This window comes from Rhodococcus sp. C3V (assembly GCF_029269915.1).
Taxonomy (GTDB): domain Bacteria; phylum Actinomycetota; class Actinomycetes; order Mycobacteriales; family Mycobacteriaceae; genus Rhodococcus_F; species Rhodococcus_F qingshengii.
In genome coordinates this window covers 479,238-503,422 of record NZ_JARJBE010000004.1, presented here as the reverse complement: position 1 = coordinate 503,422, position 24,185 = coordinate 479,238, and the positions used below count along the sequence as shown (strand labels likewise).

Sequence of the window (24,185 nt, the reverse complement as noted above, 5' to 3'; positions counted from 1 at the left end):
CCTCGAAGAGCGCGTCGACGGACGGAACACCGATTTCAGAGCTGATGGAAAAAAGGGAACCCAACATACGATCCTCCGGAGATAGTTTCTGAATGGCTTACTGCCACAAGGGAAATGCTACAGATTCTACTTGCGGAACTGAAGCAAGGGGACCACGGGAGTGACAATTCCGGACCAAAGTCCCGGCCCGTTAGATCTACTGCACCCCAGTATGATTGCGATCCTTCGAATCCGAATCGACACCTTCGAGATAGCCGACGAGAACTTGGGCGACCTCCGCCAACACCTCAGTGCTCGACATTTCCGAGTGGGAGCAGTCGACCAGGTACGCCCGCAACGGCCCCACCAGTTCGGACCACCTTTCGACCAGGTGACGATGTTCAGGCAGATCATGCTGCGCCACAAACAGTTCCACTGACCCGAAATAGTGCCTCGGCGTGTGGTCCCGAACGATTCGCGACAGTTTTTCCACCCGACCCACTACGGATTCGAGTACCGTATCGGAAAGGAAATCCATACCGGTCTGCCTTCGGATCTCTGCCGCAACGTCTGTGAAAGTCAGTGCTGCAGTTTCAGTTTCAACCTCGGATAGCCCGATCTGCGCGAACAGTTCGGAAGGATTCGGAGCCGCTTGTACCGATGGCATCATCTCCGGTAACAGCGCGTCGAGCATGACAACCGAACCGACCAGATCGCCGGCCTCTTCGAGCTGGCTCGCCATCTCGAGCGCGATCGTTCCGCCGGCAGACCAACCCAGTAGATGGTATTCACCCGATGGCTGCACCGTCCGTACGGCATCGACGTACCCCGACGCCAACTCCGCCACCGTGCCTGGCAATTCACCTGCCCCCGTTGCCTGGATGCCGTACACCCGTCGACCCCGCAGCTGACCGACGAGTCCGGCGTAGCACCAGGCGATTCCGCTGACCGGATGCACACAGAACAACGGCGGCCGTTGGTCATCGGGGTCGCCGCCGAGCATGACGACCGTGTCCAGCGGATCCGAACGAAGCGAATCACCCTCGAAGACATCGGCATGAACGAGATCCATCCGAGAGGCCAGCTCCGCCACAGTTCGGTCGGTGAAAATCCATTGAACCGGGAATTCCCTGTTCAGGCTCTCACGCAAGCGCGTCGCCACTCGAACTGCACCCATCGATGTCCCGCCGAGCTCGAAGAAGTCGTCGTAGCGGCCGACCGATTTCGCGCCGGTCACGCCCTCGAATGCCTGTGCCACGTGACGTTCGGTATCCGAGATGGGTCGATCCACACTCGACCCTGGCTGCGGTGAAGGAGCAGGAAGTGCCGCTGCGTCTATCTTCCCCGAAGCGAGCAACGGTACCTCGCCCACTATCGTCACCGACGAAGGCAGCAGGTGCTTCGGCAGCAGGCCGGAGACGAACCGGCGAAGCTCCGATTCCGTCGCCGAACCGTTTTCCGCCAACGTCACATACGAACGGAGTTCAGCGGATCCGTGCCCGTCGTCACAGACAACGGTTACCGAGAAGGCCACTGCTCCATGGCTTGACAGAGCCGCGTCGACCTCCGCCGGTTCCACGCGGACACCCCGCACCTTCACCTGCGCGTCGTTGCGACCCAGGTACTCGAGCGCTCGGTCGTGACGCCTACGACGCACGAGGTCACCCGTTCGATACATCCGAGTCCCCACCGCATGAGGATTGGCAACAAAGCGCTCGGACGTCAGAGCCGGGGAGGCGACGTACCCCCGTGCCACATTCTCACCGGCGAGGAACAGTTCTCCCGCAACGCCATCCGGAACCGGTCGGAGCCTCTGATCGAGAACAAATGCTGTCGTACCAGGGACTGGAGTGCCGACAGTGACGTCCGCGTCAGTGATCCGTGCGGAAATCGATGCCGCGATCGTTGATTCGGTCGGTCCGTATCCGTTGACGATGCGATGTCGGGGTGACCACGCCGACGCAAGGCGCGCAGAGAGCGGCTCCCCCATCGATTCGACGATCAACGGTTGCACTGCATCCGGATCGACTGTCGCAAGGACCGTCGGCGTCACGATCAGATGTGTTACGTCAGCGGCTATCAGCAGATTCGTGAGTTCTTCTCCCCCGTAGACGAAGTCGGGAGTCAGAATCAGCGTTCCACACCCTGCAGCCGCGAGAAGGATCTCGATCACCGACGCGTCGAAGGTCGACGACGCCAATTGCAGGACTCGGGGGCCACGCTCGAGCTCGGCGATCTCGGCGTGGGCGGTGCAGACGTTCATGATTCCGCGGTGTGAAACCTCCACGCCCTTGGGTCTTCCCGTGGAACCCGACGTGTAGATGACGTAGGCGAGGTTGTCGGGGTGAGCCGGCGTTGCCGATACCTCGGCAGCGCCACCAGCAGTGCGGGATTCGTCCATCGCCACCCACTCGACGCACTCGGGCAAACTCTCGGATGCACCTCCCGCTGTCAAACCGACAACCGAACCGCATTCCTCGACCATCGTCTGCCGGCGCGCTGTCGGCAGCGCCGGATCGAGCGACAGCCACGCTGCGCCTGCACGCGCTACTGCCCACAACGCAACGATCCACAGATGCCCGCGCCCGAGCGCAACGGCCACCACGTCGTCGGGTCCGATTCCTCGGACCACCAACTCGCGTGTCCAGTGCGACGACTCCTCGTGCAGGTCGCGGTAAGTCCAGCGTCTGCCGTTCTCTTCCAGCGCTACGCCGTCGGGCGCCTGACGCAGAGCGCGTTCGAAAATGTCGGCAATCGTCAGAGGTTCGACGTGGCGAGGATTCGCAGCAGTCAGCGCCGAGCGTTCGAGTCCGGACAGCAGTTCGATCTCCCCGATCACAATCTCGGGTTCCACGGTCACTGATTCGGCGATACGTCTCACCCGCTGCATGAACAGTTCCGCGGTCGACTCGCGGAACTTGTCCGTCGCATACAGCAATCGAATAGTCAGACTGTCACCGGTGTCGACCAGGTCCCACGTCAAGTCGTAACCGGTCGACGCCCCTGAATTGTCGATGTCGAAGACGGTAATGCCGTCGATCTGCGGCAACTCCAGCGCTCGCCGGTACGCCAGCATGACCGTGAACAGCGGATGCTCGTTCATCCTGCGCGGCGGATCGACCTTCGCAACGACGTCGTCGAACGAGACGTCCGCGTTCGCCATTGCTTCCAGATCGACGCGGCGAACCTCGTCCAGAACAGCAGCGAAGCGATCGGTGGAGTTGATCCTCGTACGCAATGCGACAGTACCCACCATCATTCCGGCGACGCTCAGCAGCGCCGGATCGTTCCGCAGACTCACAGCTGCTCCCACCACGACGTCGTCCGTGACGCACTCGCGAGCGAGCAGCACGGCAATCACGCTGTGGACGACCATGAATACCGTGACGCCATGCGAACGAGCCAACGCCGACAACGCGTCGTAGGTGGCGCCGTCGAGGACTTCCGTCACCATCTCCTCGGATCGTGAAGACACGGGACTCCGGGGGTTGTCGACGGGTAGAGCCAACACATCCTCGACGCCACAAAGTGCGTCCGACCAATAGTCGAGTTGCCGGTGGGCCATGCTGAGAGAATCCTCGGGGTCACCCAAGCTCTCTCTCGCCCAGAAACTGTAGTCGCCGTAGCTGATCTCCCCTGACGAGCGATCCCAGGGAAGACCTGCCGACCTGGCCTGGAAGGCTGCCACGAAATCGGTCAGGATCGGGCCCATCGACGCTCCGTCGATCGCGATGTGGTGAACAACGATGACCAGGACCGTCAGTCCTGCAGAGTCGACTCCTGCCTTTTCGGTGATCACACGCACACGGAACGGAACATCTCGTTCGAGATCGAACGGCACAGTCGCGAATGCCGAAGCGCTCGCACGGATATCGCCGACGTGTACCGCAGTGAGATCGAATGCAACAGAGTCCATTTCAAGTTGTTGCGGACCGAATTCACCCGGAACACAGACAGTTCGCAATACGGCATGGTGATCGACGACGTCGCCGAGCGCGCTGCTCAAGACCGAACGATCGATGTCGTCTGCCAGGACCGCTGCAAACGTCAGGTTGTACGCAGTCGATTCCGGCTGAAGCTGATTGATCAGCCAGAGTCGTTGTTGCGAGGGCGCCAACGGGGCCGGCTTGCCGGGATCACGTCGAGTCAGTTCGCGGCGTTTGCCATCGGACGCGCTCGCCGACAGCCACTGAGACATCGCTCGCGGCGACGGATTGTCGAAGACGGCGCGAACAGGCACATCTCGCGCGAAGATCGAGGCGAGTCGACCTGCCACCGCTGCCGCGGCCAACGAATCACCACCTGATTCGAACAGGTTGTGCAGAGCGCCGAAACTTCCGGACACGTGTTCCGACATGACAGCGGTGACGAGTTCCTCCGAAACCGTCACTGCTGCATCGGGCGCCTGGCTCTCGAACACATGGCGCCGCAACGCATCTGCGTCCAGTTTTCCGTTCGTCGTGAGCGGGATCGACTCCAATACGACCACGCGGCCGGGCATCAGATACGCAGGCAACATCGCGGCCAACTCGATTGTCAGCTGATCCGCCTCCACACCATCGCCGACCGCGCACGCAACGGCGATGTCGTCGACGAGGACAACCGCCGCAGCCTCGACGCCCGTGCACCGACGCAGAGCTGATTCGATTTCGGCGGGCTCGACGCGGATTCCTCGCACGCTCATCTGACGGTCGGAGCGTCCGACGAATCCGAGCGTGTCATCCGTGCGGCGATGAACCAGATCACCGGTCCGATAACGGCGGTGCCCACCGGGTGCTGCGATGAACGACGTGGCGGTGCCGGCAGGATCTCCGGCATAGCCCATCGCAAGCCCGGGCCCGCTGACGTACAACTCACCGATCCCGGCCCACGGCACCGGACGCAGTCGCGTATCGAGCACCTCGGCACCGATTCCGGCGAGCGGGACTCCGATGGTGACCCGATGATCCACTTCGGCGACAGTGGTGACCACCGTGCATTCCGTCGGTCCGTACGCATTGAGCATTCGCGCGCGGCGACTCCACGCACGCGCGGTGGAAGGTGAGAGCACATCGCCACCGACTGCCACCACCTCGAGCGAATCGAACCGCTCCGGAGCCATCGTGTCGAGTACGGCTGGAGTGGACAACATGTGAGTGACGCCGCGTTCTGCGACGAATTCTTCGAGTGCCCTTCCGCCGAAAGCCTCCCGAGGAGCGACCGCCAAGGTAGCCCCGGCGCCGATCGCCAACATCATCTCGAGGATTGCTGCATCGAACGTCGGTTTGTAGCCGTGCAGCACAACCGAGTCCGAAGTCACGCCGTACTTGCGGACAGCATCGTCGGTCAGTAGGCCCAGTCCTCGGTGTGTGACTGCAACGCCTTTCGGTTCACCGGTCGACCCGGACGTGTGAACAACGTACGCGACTGAATCCGGATACTGCCGACCGGGAACAGGGCTGCGATCGGAGAGGACTGTGCGCAGCTGCTTCAGACGTGCCGGTGGCAGGTCGGGGTCGATCGGTACGAATGCCGCGCCCGTTTTCGAGATCGCCAACATTCGGACCAGGTACGCGATAGTCCGTACCGCCGGAATCTCGTACACGGCACCCGGTCCTGCTCCCCGAGCCACCAGTTCCCAGGCTTGGGCATCCGAGGCAGAGTCGAGTTCGGCATACGTCACCGTGCGGTGTCCGTCGTCGAGAGCAATGTTGTTCGGGAATCGCGCCGCGGTGGCGGCGAAGATCTCGGTCAGCGTGCGGGACGAATCGACCTCGGCAGCAGTCCAACTGGGTGCCGCGCCCACCGCGAGATCCGAAACGAGTACTGGCACATCCTCGGCAATCGAGGTGAGCACTCTCGACAGCTGTCGGGTAACCGCGTCGGCGCTCGAAGGATCGAAAACGCTCGCGGCATAGATGAGCGCTCCGGTCAATGAACCGTCGACAGCGGGTGCGAGCGAGACATGCATGGGGAACTTCGTTGTCGCGGTCTCGATTTCGCGAGCCTCGATCGTGAGACCGGAAACCTCCACGGCAGGGATCGCGAAGTTCTGCAGACCCAGCGCAATCTGGGGAGTTCGTCCACCGAGCAGCTCACCAACCAATTCGGCAGGAACAGAGCTGTTTTCGAACGCTGCCACATCAGCATCGAAAGCTGCACCCAACAGAAGATCGATCGGCACGTCCCCGTCGATCCGAAGGCGAAGAGGCACCGTATCCACGAACATGCCGACCACGCCGTCGAGCTGAGGCGCCCGCCGTCCGTCGACAGCTGTCGCGATCACGACATCGGGATTTCCACTCAGCTTGGCAAGCACCACCGACAACGCCGCATGAACCACCGCGAACAGCGAGACCTTCAATCGGTCGGCTCGCGCCTGCAGTGCCGAGGTGATGACGGCTGGTATCACGAAGTTCACTCGCTGCGCTAAGGTATCCGGCCCGCCATCGGAGTGATCCACCGTCAGCGGAGACACAGATGTCACACCGTCGAGCGTTCGGCGCCAGAACTGCTCGACGACAGGGGAAACGTCACGTGCTGCCTCCCACGCGGCAAAATCCCCGTACTGGATCGGCGACGGAGACCATTGCGAATCCAGTCCAGCTCGTCGCTTGCCGTAGGCGGTCAGCAGGTCGCCGACCACCGTTCGCATCGACACCCCGTCGACTGCGATGTGATGAAAGCTCACTGCCAGAACGTGCCTGACCGGTGACACCTGGAGCAGCATCCAGCGCACCGGCAGGTCTGCCGCTACATCGAACCCACGCGAGCCGAACTCTCGCAGCAGCACCTCGACCTCGATGTCGGCGACCAGCCGCGTTTCCATTGTCACGGAGGTCGGAGGTTCCACGACCTGAACCGGTGGAGTGCCCGGATACCGGGTTCTGAGGACGTCATGACGACCGACAAGATCGGTCGCTGCCTGACGCAGCGCGGACACGTCGAGTTCACCGTCGATCTCGATGCAGATCGGCAGGTTGTACGCACCGCTCGCTGTGTTCCGCTGATTCAGTACCCACATCGCACGCTGGTTTCGTGACAGGGGTGCGGGCGTGGGATCGCGGCGCGGTTCCAGTCGGACAAGATCGGTCACCGAGTCGTTCTGCTCGAGCGAATCGAGCCGGGCTGCCAACGCCGCAACTGTTGGATGCTCGAATACGGTCCTGAGCGGAACAACCAGCCCCAGAGTACTACTCAAGAGCGAGGTAACCTCCGCGGCCGACAGCGAGTTGCCCCCGAGCGAGAAGAAGTCTGCGTCGCGGTCGTCCTCATTCCCACCGAGGACGGATCCAAAAGCTCCGGCTACAAGACGTTCGGTGGCGGTGGCCGGGCCCTCTGCACGGGAAGCATCCAGTGTCGGCGACGGGAGACGGGCGAAGTCGACCTTGCCGTTCCGCATCGGAAGCTCGCCCTCGATGTCGACGATGACATGCGGAACCATGTACGTCGGAAGGACGTCTGCGACGGCAGCGCGAAGTTGACCAGTGTCAACTCTTTCGGCACCTGAACTTCTCACGTAGGCGACCAACAGAGGACTTCCACCTTCGGCCGACCGAACCCCGACGACACAGAAGTCGACGTTCGCGACAGACTGAATGACTGCCTCGATCTCACCCGGTTCGATCCGGACACCGTTGACCTTCACCTGCACGTCGGTTCGCCCGAGATAATGCAGGCGATACGTATTTCCCTCGGATTTGGGGCTTTCCGGCTTCCACATCACCAGATCGCCCGTCCGGTACATCCGGGCGCCTGAACCGGTTGCCACGAATCGTTCCGCAGTTCGGGCCGGTTGGCCGGCGTAACCGCGAGCGAGCATTCGACCTGAGAGATACAGTTCGCCGGCGACTCCCGGCGGCACCGGTTCGAGTCGATCATCGAGCACGACGGCGTCGACCCCGGCCAGTGGATACCCGATCGATCCGTCGTGAGTCTCAGCCGACAGTTGTTCGATCGACAGTGGTTCGGTAGCAAGCGAATACATCGTCGACTCGGCAGGTCCGTATCCGTTGATGACTCGGCGTCCGGCTTGCCAGCGCTTCGCCAACGCGCCGCCGAGTCGCTCGCCCCCGAACATCACCGTGGAAAGGTCCGGCAGCGAAGGATCGCCGATCGAGGCGACGACAGTAGGTGTGGCGCACAGATGAGTAATTCGCTCGCGCCTCAGTGCTGATGCGAGTCCCGAGCCGAACAGTTCTTCGTTCTTCGCCAGAACGAGCGTGGCCCCGGACGCACTCGCGATGAGCACCTCGAGCAACGTCATGTCGAATCCTGGCGCTCCGCGATGGAATACGCGAGAACCTGGCCCAGCCGAGAATCGACCGGGCAGGTCTTCGGCGATCACACCGAGCCCGCCGTTGGTCACGACCACAGCCTTGGGGGTTCCGGTCGTTCCTGACGTGAAAACTACGTAGGCCGCCAGGTTCTCGGAATATTCGCGCACCGAGTCGGTGACTTTCTCACCACCAGCGTCTTCACCACCAGCGTTGCGGCCGCCGATTGCTCCGGTGCCCAGTGTTTCGAGGACATCCCGTACTCGCGCCTGCGGCTGTTCCGGGTCCGTCAATGCCGGAGCTGCACCGACCTTCGCGATTGCCCACAGTTGCACGATCGACGCAATCGACCGATCTGCAGTCCAAGCAGCGACCTGGTCGACTCCAACTCCCCGGGAGCGCAACTCGTCGGCTGCGACATCCGATTGGGCATCGAGTTCCCGGTACGTCAGTGTGTTGCCCTCACCCTCGACCGCCACAGCGTCCGGGGCGGATTCGACGCCGAAGCGCAGCATGGAGGCAAGTGTCGTACCGGAAAGTCGAGATCGATCAGGCCGGTCGACCGCGCCGTGTGCGGGGACGAGAAGAGCTCGTTCCGCACTGTCCAACAGGTCGATTTGCCCTACGGCGACATTCGGGTCGACAGACACTTGATTCAGGAAGCGCTCGAACCGGCCCGCAAAGCTCGATACCGTCAGATCATCGAATAGATCAGCGTTGTAGACGAATTCGAGACCGAGTTCGCCCCCGACCCCCTCGTCCGTGACGTTGACCTGCAGATCGAAATTTGCGTGCCTGACTTCAGGAGCAATCTGTGTGATGTCCAGCCCTGGTATCGACCACGCGGCGGTCTCAGCAGTTCGGAACGAGAGCGCCACCTGGAACAACGGATGTCGCGAACGCGATCGCGGTGGGTCGATCAGATCGACCAGCGATTCGAAGGGCATCTCTGCGTGCGCGAACGCCGCTACGTCACGCTGACGAACCTGCTCGACCAACCGGCCGAACGAGTTCGACGGATCGACTTCGGTTCGAAGAACAATCGTGCCGGCAAACATGCCGACCAGCTCGTCGAGTTCAGGTGTGACGCGTCCGGACACAACAGTGCCGACAGCTACGTCATTGCTACCGTTGTACCTCGCCAACAGCGCCGCGAGAGCGGCGTGTACAACCATGAACATGGTCGCGTTGTTCGATCGTGCGAGTGTCTGAAGGCCCGTTCGTACCGAACCTGAGATCTCCACCCGACAGCTCGACGCACGGGCGAACGTCGAACGTGGACGATCGAGGGGAAGCGTCACCTGCTCGGGAAGTCCTTCGAGAGCCTGCATCCAGTAGCTGCGTACCGTCTCGGGAATCCCCGATTCCCTTTGCCATGCACTGTAATCGGAGTATTCGAGCGCGAGCGGCGACCACTGCGGAGCGTGCTGCGCCGAGCGGGCGATGTACGCCGCAGTGAAGTCGCGGACCAACAATTCGAGTGATCGAGCGTCGGCGGCAATGTGATGGACGACGACAGCCAGGATGTGCTCGACAGGTGAAACCTGGAGAAGTGCCGCACGTACGGGCGGATCAACGGTGACATCGAAGCCCGAACCCACCAGTTCTGCTACACAATTCTCGGCGTCGCCGCCGTCGAGTGCCTCGAGCTGAAAGGCCGGAAGCGCATCCTCGGCGTCGAGCACCGTCTGAACCGGGCCGCCGCCGACAACCGGGTACACGGTCCGCAGAGTGCGATGGCGATTGATCACGTCACGAATTGCCAGTTCGGCCGCAACCACGTCCAGCTCGCCTGCCAAGCGCAGCACGATCGGGATGTTGTATCCGGCGGAGTCTGTATCCAACTGATTCAGAATCCACATTCGATGCTGGGAAGCTGACAGGTGCACTTCCGTGTTGTCCGAACGAGGCCCCAAGGACACGTCAGACGCGTGCTCCGCGCCGGTTCGCCCTACACCTATCCGCGCAGCAGCGATGTCTGCGAGCTGATCGACGGATGGGTGCTCGAACACATCGCGGACGTCGAGGTTGCAGCCCAGGGCGGAGTTCAGACGCGACGAAAGACGAGTGGCGATCAAGGAATTGGCGCCTTGATCGAAGAGGTTCCGGACCGGATCGACATGCGGAACTTCCATCAAATCGCTCAGAATAGCTGCGACTGTCTGCTCGAAGAAGTCTCGCGACTGCCGAGTCGGCTGCGTGAGAGACACCGGGGTCGGCAACGATGCTCGGTCGATTTTGCCGTTGATCGTGACCGGTAATGACGCGAGCGCCATCAAAGCCGACGGAACCATGTGCGCGGGCAGCAACGAACGAGCAGTCCGCAAGACGCCGTCGAGGTCGTGTCCGCTCCCCGGGGTGATGTAACCGACCAAAGTCGGCCCGCTGTCGAGTTCTCTCACCACTACCGCGGCCTGCTCCACCGACGTGTGAGCCAACAGCGCGGATTCGACCTCGCCCGGTTCGATGCGGTAACCGCGCAGTGCCATCTGACCGTCGGCGCGGCGAACATATTCGAGTCGGCCGGCTCGCCAACGGACCAGATCGCCGCTGCGGTACATCCGTGATCCATCGAATCCGGGTTCAGGCACGAATCGCGAAGACGTCATCGCGGGTCGACCCAAGTAGCCTTCGGCCACCTGCGGACCCGCAACATACAGTTCGCCGACAGATCCCGGAGGGACGGGCTTAAACGACGCGTCCAGTACGTAGCTGCGCAACCCTGGTAGTGGGGACCCGATCGGCGAGACAGTCTCGTCACCGGGGACAAGATCGAAACTGGTGACATGGACTGTGGTTTCGGTGATTCCGAACATGTTGACGCCCCGCACGTCCGGGTGCCGATCGAACCAAGCCTCCACGCGCCCGGCGTCGAGGCGATCACCGCCGAAAACAATCGTCCGGAGCGGAAGCAGCATTTCCTGCGTGACTTCCGCCAACGCATAGAAGGCGGCCGGGGTCTGATTGAGAACGGTCACTCGTTCCCGCACAATCAGATCCGCGAATCTTTCGGGTGAGCGCGCGACATCACCGTCCACGATCACGAGGGATCCGCCAGTGGTCAACGAACCCCACATCTCCCAGACCGAGAAGTCGAATGCGTACGAATGAAACATCGTCCATACATCTTCGGCGTTGAAGTCGAAGATCTCTCGGGTCGAGGCGAGCAGCGCCAACACGTTGTCCTGAGACACCACTACGCCTTTGGGAGCTCCAGTTGATCCGGAAGTGTAGATCACGTAGGCGGCGGACTCCGACTGTGCAACGGGCCAGTCGGCCGTAGCGTCAGTCGTCTCGTCCACGAAGATGACAAGTTGCTCGTACCCAACGAACCGCCCAGCAGATTCGTCCGTCGACAGAATCGCTTTCGGGCCTGCATCGGCAAGTACGTAGTGGATACGAGCGTCGGGATACTGCAAGTCGATCGGTACGTACGTCGCGCCCGCGCGAACGACAGCGATGATGGCTACGACGAGGTCGACCGATCGAGGCAGGGCGACCGCCACGCGATCACCGACTCGAATTCCTCGATCGATCAAGACAGCGGCAAGGCCCTCCGAACGAACTCGCACCTCTTCATAGGTGAAACGAGTATCGCCACTCGACACCGCGATTGCATTCGGATGCCGGGCTGCGACGGCCCCGAAGAGGTCAGGCAGCGACTGCGCGACAATCGACGGCGCCGGCACCCGAGCCGACAATTCTTCGCGTTCCGCAACACTGAGAACATCGATGTCACGCAGCATGATTGACGAGTTCTCGGTAATCGAGCCACACACTCGACGAAGCCGCTCGACCCAGCTCTGCACGGTGCCTGCATCGAACAGATCGGCGGCATATCGGAAAGTGCCGCGAACACCGCTCGCGTCGCCGTCAATCGTACGATCCTCGCGCACAGTCACTTCGAGGTCGAAGCGAGGGTGGACCGGAGGTAGCGGAGTGCCGTGCGCCGTCAAAGTTCCCATCGCGATCGCGGAGTCGGGCGCTACCGGATCGACAGCGAGAACCACTCTGAGGAAGGAATTCTTCTCACCTACGCCCCCACCGACCGCACGGTCGACCACCCAGTCGAACGGAACGTCGGCATTGGACAGGGCCGCCACATCAACCTCGCGCACCTGAGTCAAGAACTCACCGAACGTGTCTCCGCCGCGAAGGAGCGTTCGCAGCGCGACGGTCCCGACGAACATACCGACGACACCGTCGAACGAAGGATGCGTTCGTCCGGAGGTCGGGGTCCCGATGACCACATCGGACGCACCGGTGATCTTGCTCAGTGCGATCGAAAGGCAGGCGTGCAACACCATGAAGGTTGTGCAGTCGTGCGCGCGAGCGATCTCGTTCAGCGCCGCATGGATGGGTGAGGGCAACTCGAACGTCACGTCCCGAGCCGACGACGGTTGGTCCGGCCGGCGGGATCTGTCCACGGGAAGCGCAAGAGTCGGATCAACACCGGCGAGTGTGTCGGACCAGAATTCCAGCTGGCGTCCTGCCAAGCTCTGTGGATCCGCGGGATCACCGAGAATGGTTCTGTGCCAAGCGGAATAGTCGCGGTAGTCGAGAGCGGGCGAAGGCCAGATCGGCGACCGTCCGTCGGCGCGAGCGTCGTACGCCGCGACGAGGTCCGAGACGATCGTCGCGAACGAAAGGCCGTCCAGGGCGATGTGATGGGCAACCACGGTCATGCGGTGGTCGGCGTCGCTGCCGGAGGCGAGGATCAAGCGAAGAGGCGCATCGGTCGCCAGGTCGAAACCCGCCGCAACCAAATCCGCTGACGCAGCCTCGTAATCCTCGGACGCAACCTCGATCAGAGTCACCGGAGTCGCGGTCGCAACCTGGATCGGCCACGCATCGTGATTCTGGTCGAACGAGAAAACAGTACGCAAGACGAGATGGCGATCGGTCAGGTCACCTACCGCCGCCCTCATCGCCTCGATATCCAGAGCACCACTGAACGCGACCTCGAACGCAATGTTGTACGCCGACGACTGGGGATCCAGACGGTTGAGTAACCACAGGCGTTGTTGCGCCGGTGCGATTTCCACGACGAGGTCGTCCGAAATGCGTTGGGGTTCCACCATCCACTCCGCCCGCCCCGCACGGATTACCCGGGCCAGGCGCGCCGGCGTCGGGGCACCGAACACGTCCCTGACACCAACCCGTCTTCCGAGAGCGGAACTCACTCGCGCGGCAACATACACGGCGTCGAGTGAACTACCGCCCCAGGCGAACAAGTCGGAGTGCGGTCCGAGAACTCCGACGCCGAGGACCTCGGCCATCACCGAGGCAATCAATTCCTCGTCGTACTCGATCGGACGGTTGACCGCCGCGCGCTGCTCGGCCGGCGCGGACGACGCCGGTTCAGGGAGCGCTGAACGGTCAGTCTTTCCATGGCTCGTGACGGGCAATGCTGCCAAAATAGTCACCGAACTCGGCAGCATGGAACGAGGAAGTCGGGTAGCCAGATGATCGAGCACCATCGTCTGGCTCAACGGATGAGCTGCACCTTCGGCCACGGTCACATACGCCGCAAGCGACCCGGATCGCTCGACCACCGCTGCTTGCGCAACGCCGGGAGTCGACAGGAGCACAGCCTCGATCTCGCCCAGTTCGACGCGTACTCCACGGATCTTGACTTGTTGATCAGAGCGACCCAAGAACTCGAGTTGACCGGCATCGTTCCATCGCACGACATCCCCGGTGCGGTACATGCGCTCGCCGGCACCAGTGGCACCAAAGGGCGCCGCTACGAAACGCTCCGAGGTCAGCGTCGCGGAAAGATACCCGCGCGCCAGTCCTGGTCCCATCACGTACAGCTCACCCACGGCGCCGACCGGAGTCGGACGCAACCACGAATCCAACACCACAGCGGCAACGCCGTCGATCGGACGCCCGATCGGAGTATCACCGCCAGGCTCGAGTGGCTCGCTCATGAATGCCGCGACGGTCGCTTCACTGGGGCCGTACGAATTCACGATGTCGACGTGACTCGACCACGCATCCACTAGCGCTCCCGGCGGTCGCTCGCCGCCGACGTTCAGGACTCGAAGTTCCGGCAAAGCCCGAGGATCCATCGTCAACGGAACCGATGGCGTCGAGTTCAGGTGCGTGACACCTTCGAGCCGCAAATAGTCTTCGAGGTCCACTCCGCCGATCAATCCGGGAGGAACGATCACTGCGGTCGCGCCGCAGCCGTGTGCAAGCAGAATCTCGAGGATCGCCACGTCGAACGATGTGTTTGCAAGGAGCGCGACGCGGGAGGAACTATCGATGTTCAGACGCCGTGCGTGAGAACGCAGCAACGGCACAATGCCTCGGTGCGTGACCGCGACACCCTTCGGTCGCCCGGTAGAACCAGAGGTGTAGACCACGTAGGCGGTGTCGTCCAGAGACAGGTCGGCGATAGATGAACCCGCCCCCACGCGTCGATCCACCGGACCTTCGACGGTCTCGTCTTCCCTGGGGTTGACGACGCAGACCCAAGCCGGCACGTTCACGAGTTCGCCACCGACCACAACGGACACGTCGGCGTCGTCGAGAATGAAAGCGACACGCTCGGAGGGTGTTTGAGGATCCACGAAGAGAAGGGCAGCACCAGCCCGCACTACTGCATGAAATGCAACTACGGAATCGGTCGAGCGCCCGGTGAGGATCCCGACGACGTCGCCTCGTCCGACTCCGTTCTCCACGAGCAAGGCGCAGAGTGCATCCGCGCGAGCGCCGAGCTGGTCGTAAGTGACGTCCACACCTTGCTCGCGGATCGCGACGGCACTCCCCTGCCCTGCGCCGCCTCTGATGACCGAATCGAGCGTCGCGAATCCGTCCGTCCGCGGACCTAGCGCAGGGACCAGATCCTTCACTTCATCCGTCGAGAGGATGGGGAGGTCACCGAGCGCACGGGTAGCCGAGTCGAGGAACCCCTCGAGTAGCCGAACGAACTGACGATGATGCATCGCCAAGTCACGTTCGCTGTAGAGGTGCGGATTGGCTTCGAAGGAAAGGCGAACGTTCTCCCCCGCGATCGACGGATAAATGCTGAAGAACAGGTCTTCGGTGGGTCCGGATGTGAGGACGTGAAATTCGCCGACGACGTCACCGAGCCGAATCGCTTCGTGAAACATCATGACGTTCACGGCCGGGCCCGCCGCCTCACGGGATCCGCCCTGACCCTCCTGGAAGCCCATGTCCTCGTAGCGGAATCGCTGGTGGCGTAGCGCACCGGTCATTTGAACCGAGATCTGACGCACCAGTTCTCGTGGCGACAGATCCCGTTCGAGTTGCGCACGAACAGGCACGATGTTGGACAGCATCCCACCTGAACGTTTCGACGTCGCCGTGGTGCGGCCGGACACCGGCAAGCTGAGGACTACGTCATCGGAATCAGTCATGCGACCGAGATAGGACGCGAATGCACCGACGAGGACCGCCACCTCGGAGGTAGTCCACTCGGTCGCGACATCCGAAAGCTGTTTTGCAAGAGTTGGATTCAGTGTCCGCACCATCATGCGCTGCGGCATGGACGTCAGGCCGGCGCCGTCGGCGAGGCGAACCGGGCGGGGCAGGCCTTCGGACATCTCCGTCCAGTACTGCTCGTCCGATCGATACCGCGACGAGGATCGGTAATCGACGTCGAGGTCATGCAGTGCACGTACCCCGAGACCACCGAAAGGAGTCAGCGTCTTGCCATGAACCAGATGCGAATAGCGCTCGGCCACCCGAGCGGTGAGTGTCATCGCCGCATGTCCGTCGAGCACGAGGTGATGGGCGTGCGAGTACCAGTAGTAGTGCTCATCTGCCAGGTGAAGCAAGGTTGCCGAGATCAGGCGGTCAGACATCACGTCAAGTGGCCGTGAGTATTCCGCTGTCATCCACTCGTTCGCGCGCTGAACCGGGTCGCGGTCGCTGCGTAAGTCGAGGTATGCGAGATCGTCGACGATCGAATGATCGACGACCTGTGCCGGCTCGGCATCGGTAGCGACGAGGCGAACGAACGGCGACTCCAATTCATGACATGCCGTATTCGTTGCCTCGATCAGCGCGTCGACGTCAACCGGTCCGCGTAGTTCCACGTACTGAGCCACCACGAACGGAGTTGACGGACTCAATTGCTGCGCGAACCACAGCGCGAGCTGAGCCCGAGACAACGGAAAAGCACTCAACCCGTCACCTCACATTTCACCAGCCTTGTTTTTCACGAACGTTCGGTGGCTGATCACGTGAATCCATGGGAGCGAACACCACGAACGGCCGAACCGAACCCTACTGTCTCGTCTAAGTTTTCACCACTGGGCCAACACTGCTAGACATGTCGACGCAGCTTTCACGCACTCAAACGTCAGGAGCTTCAGCGGATGAACAACGACACGGTGGGACCAAAGTCCGACGACGATTCCGGGGCTGAACCGAGCGGCTCCAACACCATCCCACCGAGGGGCCCGGAGCGCGAAACCAAGGGGGCGGCCGCTTTTCTCCGAAGCCGTAGAACGGCAGTCGCGATCACCGCAACGACGCTGGTAGTGGGCGGTTTCGTGGCATGGCTCGGGTACACGGCATACGAAGCGAAAGACAACCTGGAGGCGGCTCGCGACCACGCACAGTCGGCGAAGAGCGCTCTCCTGGCCGGAGATACGGGAGTCGCAGAGTCTGCCGCGGCGGAAGCCGATCGCGAAGCATCGGCCGCATACGACAACACCCATTCACTCCCCTGGAACATCACCGCCGCAATTCCCGTCATCGGGTCGCCGTTCGAGTCGACGCGCCAGATGACCGAGGTCGTTCAGGGGCTTACGCGTGACGTTCTCGGCCCTGCCGTGACTACCGGAACTTCACTCGCACCAACGGAATTGGTGCAGCCCGGTGGGCGCTTGGCACTCGCACCGTTACGCGAAGCGGAACCGAAACTGGCCGAAACAGCTATCGCCGCGGAATTGCTGTCGTCGCAGGCACAGGAAGTTCCCGAATCGAAGTACCTGGGCCGAGTTAACGATGCCAGAGCAGAATTACAGTCGCAGACAAGCGAACTGGCTACCCTCCTGACGAACACCGCCACCGCGGCGCGCATCGCACCGGCGATGCTCGGCACCGACGGACCGCGCAACTACTTCATCGGTTTCCAGACCAATGCGGAAGCGCGAGGAACCGGCGGCCTGTTGGGTGGATACGGCATCGTCCGAGTCGACAACGGCGCCGCTCGGGTGGACACACTCTCCCCCAACTCCGAACTAACACTGGACAATCAACCGATAGACCTTGGTCCTGACTTCAACCAGCTGTACGGAAACAGTCGACCGACCACCGATTCTCGCAACAGCAACCTCAGCTCGCACTTTCCCTACGCAGCGCAGATCTGGCAGTCCCTGTGGTCACAGGAGTCCGGGGGTGAGATGGTCGACGGTGCGATAGCGACCGATCCGATCGCCCTGAGTTACATCCTCGAAGCGGTAGGACCGATCAAGATGCCCGACGGAGAGTCGGTCACCGCCGACAACGTCGTGGAACTGACCGAGTCGACTGCGTACGCTCGCTTCCCTTCCGACAACAAGGCACGAAAGCAGTATCTGCAGACAATCGCAGCTCGTGTCGTGGAGAAGATGACCGGGAACATCAAGTCGCCGAGCGCACTGCTGGAAGCTCTGGGCAAGGGCGTCAGCGAGGGCAGAATCGCCGTGTGGAGCTCTCACCCCGACGAACAATCGGTTCTTGCCGACACCGTCCTCGGGCACACCATTCCCGATGATGCGGCTCCGTATGCCGGTGTGGTGATCAACAACCAAGCCGGCAACAAGCTCGACTACTACCTCACACGAGAAATCGACTACACAGCCCAGACGTGCACCGGCGACACCAGAAAGACAACGGTCACCGTTCGACTGACCAACAACGCGCCCGACGCCGACCTGACCGAATATGTCAGCGGGATCGTCGACAACCCCGGACGACTGCCCAATGGCACCAATGTGGCTGCAGTCACTCTGCTTGCGACAGCCGGCGCCAAACTCGATGCCGTCTCCGTGGGTGGACAGATTTCGTTTGCCGTCAACGGAACTGAACAGGGTCACCCGGCCTACATGACCAGGGCCGTCATTCCGCAAGGCCAGACGGTTGAGCTGAAGTTCGATCTGACCGAGCCCACAGCCGAGGGCGAAGCTCGCGTACCGGTCCAGCCGCTTGTCGACGACCCGAAGATTACCGTCGACGTTCCTAGCTGCTGAGCTTGACCGGCAAACGTCGACGAGGCCCCTGGCATGTCGCCGTTTGTCGGGCTCGTGAACTTTCAGCAGATTTGAAACTTTGCCAAAGGCTAGCCTATGCTTCCTGACGCGCCTGGAACCGGCCGTCGGCTGCGATCCGTCGGAGTCTCACTCCTCGGCGCATCGACAACGGAAGGTTCCCCATGCGATACGCCCGTGTGCGCTCACTTCGCCGAACTGTGGCGCTGAGTGGATTGGTCATTGCCGCCCTGGTAATCGGCGGATGCAGTAACAACGACACCGCAACCGAATCGAGCAGCAGCGACTTCGAAACCGTCACCATCGAAAGTGCGCTCGGAAACGCCGTCATCACCGAAAAACCCGAGCGAATCGTGACTCTCGGCATGGGGTCGGCAGAGACCGTAATCGCGCTCGGCACGATCCCCGTCGGCGTCGAAAAGTACGCATGGGGCAGCGACGACACCGGGTATCTGCCGTGGGTCCACGAAGCGGTCACGAAGCAAGGCGGCGAACTGCCAGAGCAGTTCACCGGCGGAACCGATCTCAACATCGAGGCGATCATCGCTCTCGAACCCGACCTGATCCTCGCCCCCTGGTCCGGCATCACACAGCAGCAGTTCGACTCACTCAACGCGTTCGCGCCGACCGTCGCCTACGCCGAGAGCCCCTGGACCATCACGTGGGAAGACCAGATCAACGTCATCGGCAAAGCCATGGGCGAATCCGAGAAGGCGACAGCCGAAATCGACAAGATCAAGTCGCAGTTCGCGGAATCGACTGCAGCACATCCGAACTACGCCGACGTCAGCTTCTCCTTCATCTACAACACGGGCCCAGGAACCCTCGGCGTCTTTTTCGCCGAAGAGCAGCGTGTGGCCATGGTCCGCGCACTTGGCCTGCAGGTGGATCCCGTCGTCTACACCTTGACGGAATCTGAAGGAACAGACTCCGCCGTCATCGGCCTCGAGAACGCAAACCTCCTCGACAAGTCCGACCTGCTCTTCACCTTCTACTCGGACCCGGCCAACCGGGCCGAGATCGAAGCGCAGCCCGCTTACCAGGCAATCCCCGCTGTGGCTCGGGGAACTGTCATCGCTCCGACCGAACAGCCCTTCGTCACCGGTTCCTCGATGATCAACCCTCTGACCGTGCCCTGGTCGCTCGAGCGCTACGTGCCGATGATCGACGAGGCAATCGCGAAGCTGAACAAGTGATGTAGATCAGCATCGTGCGATCGAGAAACCCGCGTCCTATTCGGACGCGGGTTTCTTGCCGTCGCGTTCAGCTTTGAATCGCATCCACTCACTGCTCAGCATGCGATTGTCGATGATCCACCCCATGTAATCGCGCATGTTGAGCACACGAATGTACGCGGGACCGTTGGGATTTGCGTACTGCAGGGCCTCGGTCGCAAGCTTGCGTTGATTCTCGAGATACACGTGCTCTGTTTCGAGGAATCCGCCCCACACGTCGGAATCCATGACGTAGTAGTGAGTCCGATCCCGAGGCTTGCGCGTGAGCTTGACGAACCCCCGGTCGATCAACCGACGAATGTAGGTGGACACCGATCCGCGACTTGCTCCGAGTGCCTGCGCCAACTCTTCGGCGCTGACCCCTGGCGACTCGCTGATCAACAGATAGCCCGCAATACGTCCTTCGATGCGGGCCCCACCGCCGGACTGCCAGTACACGGAGAACTGGTCGATGAACCAGGTGGAGAAATCGTCACCGCGAGCAGGGCTGGCATCGCCCATTCGTTGAGCCTCCGACGTCTCTGGGTACGAACAATTCGCCACTATTGTGCCAGCACCACCGTCACCGAGCCGAAATCACCAGCCCTGGAGTGGTTGCGATGAACTCGAGCTGTTCGATTGTCAAAGGCGACGCCGATGTGGAGCCAGCCGATGTCACGAACTGGGTCACCACTACTGTTTCGCCGGAGGGGTGAACAACCCGGACCGTGTCATCGCCCGAGCCATCGGGATCGACCAGGCGAGTCACGGTGGTGGAGCCTGGCAACGTCAGTGTGTCACCCGGTTCCGGCACAGCGGTACCAACTGATATTTCGACATCGCTGCTGCCGTCCGCTGTCGAGGCGACGATCCGCTCGCACACTCCTCCCTGTCCGTAATCATCTGGAACCAACGAACCGAGCGGGCGCTCCAAAGTGACGCCTGCCGCGCCGAGATCCTTCCAACGTGCATCGAGCAACTGATTCAGTCGGTCGATATCCATGCGCGACGCAGGTGGACCGGCATTCACAGAATCGGTGTAGCAGGATGCCATCGGCGGCGGCGTCGAGTCTGGAACCGGCGCAGTCACCGCAAGCCCCGGCGCGGTCGCTAACGCGATCAGTTCGTCCATCGTCAAGAGCGGGGAAGCATCCGACGAAGTTCCGGTCGACGTGTCGACGCTGGCAACAACCCGGGATCCATCACCGAGATACGCGACGACTCCGCGCTCGCCCCCGACTTCCGAACCGTCTTTGTCTTCGAAATCGGCTCTGTCCTCGAAATCGGCGATGTCGAGCACTGTTCCGTTTTCGAGATGCTCCCGCCGATCCACCAGACCCTCCAAGCACGGCGGCACCGGCTGATCCCATGCACGCACCTGAACCGAGATATCCGCAGTCCGCCCGACGCGAGTCAAGGTTCCCTTCGCCGACGTAGAACCGCTGAACTCGATCGGGTCGACCCCGTCAGGAAACGAGGCACCCCGGTAATTCTGGATCGGCGCAAACTCGAGCGATTTCGATGGACTCGCAAATACAACGTCGACATCGGAAGGCAGCGATTCGAGTAGTGCGTCGCTCATGGCGGTGGCCTTCGGTCCCGAGAACCATGGATAGTCCGGGTCGTCATAACCGGGCTCACCGGCAAAACCGTAGTTGATACGCACCGGCGGACCCGGCGATGCCACCGAATCGCAGCCGGGAATCGACGTGCCCGTGTCCTCGTTCGTCACCGCCGCGACAACAGTTCCCAAGGCGACGATCGAGACGATCACCAGCCCGTCACGCCAGGTCCATTGCTCGCGGCGACGGTTCGACTCGTGTGCGGTGCGCCCAGACATTTCTCGATCATTGCCTACGGCAACAACTACGTCACTATCCGACATACCCAGTGAGGTCGTAAACCGTGGAATTTCCCACGGTCGTCGATGCGAAATTGGCTTCGACCCATTCCTGGATGGCACTCGACGTGCTGTCCCCGCTTTGGCCCTCTCTCTGGCTTCCGCCCTGGCTACCCGCAATGTAGTAGTGAATTTTTCCGTCTGCCACGTACTGGATGAATTGATCCAATGTCGGTGCGGGATCGGAACTCCAACCGCCGATCGCCATCACCGCGGTATTGCTGGCCAACTCGTAGGTTGCTGCGCTTTGCGAGCCGTTGGTCGCGGCCGACCACGTGGTGCCCGCATTGACCAGCATTCCCGTCAACTCGGAAGTACTTTCACTGCCGCTACTCAGTTCTTGCCCGTTCGACGCCGGATTTACAGTCGCGTCAGAAGAATTCGGCGGAGCGTCACCGTTTTGCAGCTCTGGGCCCCCACCCATACCTCCTCCCCCGCCCATTCCGGAGTCGGACACGGCGCCGGTTGGTCCGGCCGTCGGGATGGATCCGCCGTGCGCTGTTGCGGCAGTGGCAATCGCGTAAGACGCAGAACCGGTTATCCCTGCCAACGATCCAAGAATCAATCCAGCGACAGCGAGCTTGCGGAATCGATCCTTGGCTCCCACTAAAACCAAAATCGCGCCGACGACAGTGCCCGCCAACAGAATCCACTTCAGCATCGGCAGCCAGTCGGCATTGCGGTGCAACAACACCCAGCTCCAGATTCCTGCGGCCAGCATCGTCGCAGCCAACCCGCAACGTCCGATCCAACGGGCACGGACCAACCACAGAGCGTATCCACCGGTCCCGATCATCCCCGCGACGGCGGGCGCCAGCGCAACTGTGTAATAGGGGTGGATCGTGCCGGACATATAGCTGAAGATCAGGCCGGTAACGAGAAACCAACCACCCCAAAGGATCAACGACGCACGGACAAGATCTGTGCGCGGTGCGCGTCCCCGAGCGAGCAGTCCGAACACCACTGCGATCAGTGCCGCAGGTATCAGCCAGGAAATCTGGATACCCATCTCGCTGCCGAACAGCCGCTCCAGTCCGGTACTCCCCCCGAAGCTCGAACCCGCACTGCCACCGGCCATTCCGCCACCGCCACCGGTGCTCCCGAAAAGTCGACCCAATCCGTTGTATCCCATTACCAAGTCCATGACGCTGTTGTTGGTCGATCCGCCGATGTACGGGCGAGAATCAGCGGGCCACAGCCACACTGCCAACACCCACCACCCAGCCGATATGACAACGGACGCAGCACCGATGACCAGGTGGGCCAGGCGAGTCCGCAAGCGCACCTGTCCGGCGATCAAATACGCGGCACCAAATGCAGGCAACACCATCAGCCCTTGCAGCATCTTGGTGAGAAAGGCAAACCCCAGCGCTACTCCTGCGAGCGCCACCCACATAGCGGCTCGACGACCTATCGCCGTGCACATGGCGCGAATAACGAAGTAGCCGGCGAGAGTCATGAGCAGAACCAACAGTGCATCAGGATTGTCGAACTTGAACATCAGGGCGGCAGCGGGCGTAGCTGCCAAAACAGCTCCCGCCACCAAACCCGCAGCGGGCGACGCCACTCGTTTGACGGCCGCGTATACGAGCGCAACTGATCCGATGCCCATCAATGCCTGCGGAACTAGAAGGCTGGCACTCGAAAATCCGAAGATTCGCCCGGACACACCCATGACCCACAATGAAGCGGGCGGTTTGTCGACCGTGATGAAATTCGAGGTATCGAGGGACCCGAAGAACCACGCTTTCCAATTCTGGGAGCCGGCCTGCGCCGCTGCAGCGTAGAAGGTGTTGGCGTAGCCACTCGCGGTCAGATTCCACAAATACAGGACTGCCGTTGCTGCCAACAGGATCGTCAGCGCCAATCCTGTACTGCGCGTGCGGAACCACGACGGCGAGGGCTCCGCGCGATGGGCAGTTGGTGCCGGCCGCTGACGCGGGGCCGGATGCAGAACGGCGGTCATCAGGAAGTCCCTTCACGAGTTACTGTCCTGCCAACGATCGCGTCTCCAACCCTGGCGGCACTGGGAGCCGGCTGGAAAGTTGCTGTGAATGGCTCAGGTCAGGGAGCGCTCGAATAGCACGACGCTGAACCAACCGTTGTCGGCATCGTCTCCGAAGTCACGACGCCCTACCTCGGCGAAACCCGCGTCTCGGTAATAGCGGCGCAACCGCACGTTGGTTTCTACACAATCGAGCCGCAGGTACTGCGCGTTCTCCTGCGCGGACCGTCGATGGGCCCAGACGAGTAAGCGTTCGCCCAACGAGGTGCCCGAGAATTCTCGATCGATGACCAATCCGTGCACGTAACCAGCACGCTCGTTCGAATCGGGCCAGACCACAGGGTCCGACCAGATCAACCGCAGGGCGCCGACAATCCTCGACTGCTCCCGGTCTCGCGCAACAAAGAACTCCCCTCTCGAAATCTGCTGCTCGACCTGCTCGACAGACACTTCACGCGGGCGCCACTGGATGATTCCGCGTTCTGCCAACCAGTCTTCTGCCGCGTGCCGCAGCGCCAGAATCTCCGGCCCATCGGTCTCGACCGCTTGCACAACGTCGACAACCATATGACCTCCCCCATATCTGCAGCCGTTCACAACAAC

At 61.7% G+C, this 24,185-nt stretch carries 7 protein-coding genes; 2 read left to right on the top strand and 5 right to left on the bottom strand.

Annotated features, from left to right (window positions below):
* Positions 1-196: 196 nt before the first annotated feature.
* The gene (locus P3G66_RS14670) at positions 197-16,393 is read right to left on the bottom strand and encodes a non-ribosomal peptide synthetase (protein WP_276116754.1); all 16,197 of its coding nucleotides are present in this window, start codon (positions 16,391-16,393) and stop codon (positions 197-199) included.
* A 192-nt stretch (positions 16,394-16,585) separates the two neighbouring features.
* Between P3G66_RS14670 and P3G66_RS14665 the strand changes: the two genes are divergently transcribed.
* Both P3G66_RS14665 and P3G66_RS14660 read left to right on the top strand, forming a co-directional pair.
* On the top strand, positions 16,586-18,445 hold the full coding sequence (locus P3G66_RS14665; protein ID WP_064444169.1) for a DUF4012 domain-containing protein: 1,860 nt from the start codon (positions 16,586-16,588) through the stop codon (positions 18,443-18,445).
* Positions 18,446-18,627: 182 nt separating this feature from the next.
* A complete protein-coding gene (locus P3G66_RS14660) occupies positions 18,628-19,659 on the top strand; it encodes an iron-siderophore ABC transporter substrate-binding protein (protein ID WP_007732282.1) in 1,032 nt (343 codons plus the stop codon).
* Positions 19,660-19,695: 36 nt separating this feature from the next.
* On the opposite strand, the gene P3G66_RS14655 is transcribed toward P3G66_RS14660, so the two are convergent.
* The 4 genes from P3G66_RS14655 to P3G66_RS14640 all read right to left on the bottom strand — a co-directional run bounded on the left by P3G66_RS14655 (position 19,696) and on the right by P3G66_RS14640 (position 24,149).
* Positions 19,696-20,199: a MarR family transcriptional regulator gene (locus P3G66_RS14655; protein WP_003942377.1), complete on the bottom strand. Its 504-nt coding sequence runs from the start codon at positions 20,197-20,199 to the stop codon at positions 19,696-19,698.
* A gap of 61 nt (positions 20,200-20,260) precedes the next feature.
* A complete protein-coding gene (locus P3G66_RS14650) occupies positions 20,261-21,517 on the bottom strand; it encodes a hypothetical protein (RefSeq protein ID WP_064444168.1) in 1,257 nt (418 codons plus the stop codon).
* A gap of 34 nt (positions 21,518-21,551) precedes the next feature.
* Positions 21,552-23,543, bottom strand: a complete 1,992-nt coding sequence (locus tag P3G66_RS14645) for a glycosyltransferase family 39 protein (protein WP_211921154.1) — start codon at positions 23,541-23,543, stop codon at positions 21,552-21,554.
* Between the two features lie 93 nt (positions 23,544-23,636).
* Entirely contained in the window at positions 23,637-24,149 is a 513-nt protein-coding gene (locus tag P3G66_RS14640) for a GNAT family N-acetyltransferase (RefSeq protein WP_007732288.1), read from the bottom strand.
* Positions 24,150-24,185: the final 36 nt, after the last annotated feature.

What these genes read in the sequence shown, in the direction of transcription:
- P3G66_RS14665 (WP_064444169.1), top strand. Translation starts at nt 16,586, where the DNA reads ATGAACAACGACACGGTGGGACCAAAGTCCGACGACGATTCCGGGGCT.
- P3G66_RS14660 (WP_007732282.1), top strand. Translation starts at nt 18,628, where the DNA reads ATGCGATACGCCCGTGTGCGCTCACTTCGCCGAACTGTGGCGCTGAGT.
- P3G66_RS14655 (WP_003942377.1), bottom strand. Translation starts at nt 20,199, where the DNA reads ATGGGCGATGCCAGCCCTGCTCGCGGTGACGATTTCTCCACCTGGTTC.
- P3G66_RS14650 (WP_064444168.1), bottom strand. Translation starts at nt 21,517, where the DNA reads ATGTCTGGGCGCACCGCACACGAGTCGAACCGTCGCCGCGAGCAATGG.
- P3G66_RS14645 (WP_211921154.1), bottom strand. Translation starts at nt 23,543, where the DNA reads ATGACCGCCGTTCTGCATCCGGCCCCGCGTCAGCGGCCGGCACCAACT.
- P3G66_RS14640 (WP_007732288.1), bottom strand. Translation starts at nt 24,149, where the DNA reads ATGGTTGTCGACGTTGTGCAAGCGGTCGAGACCGATGGGCCGGAGATT.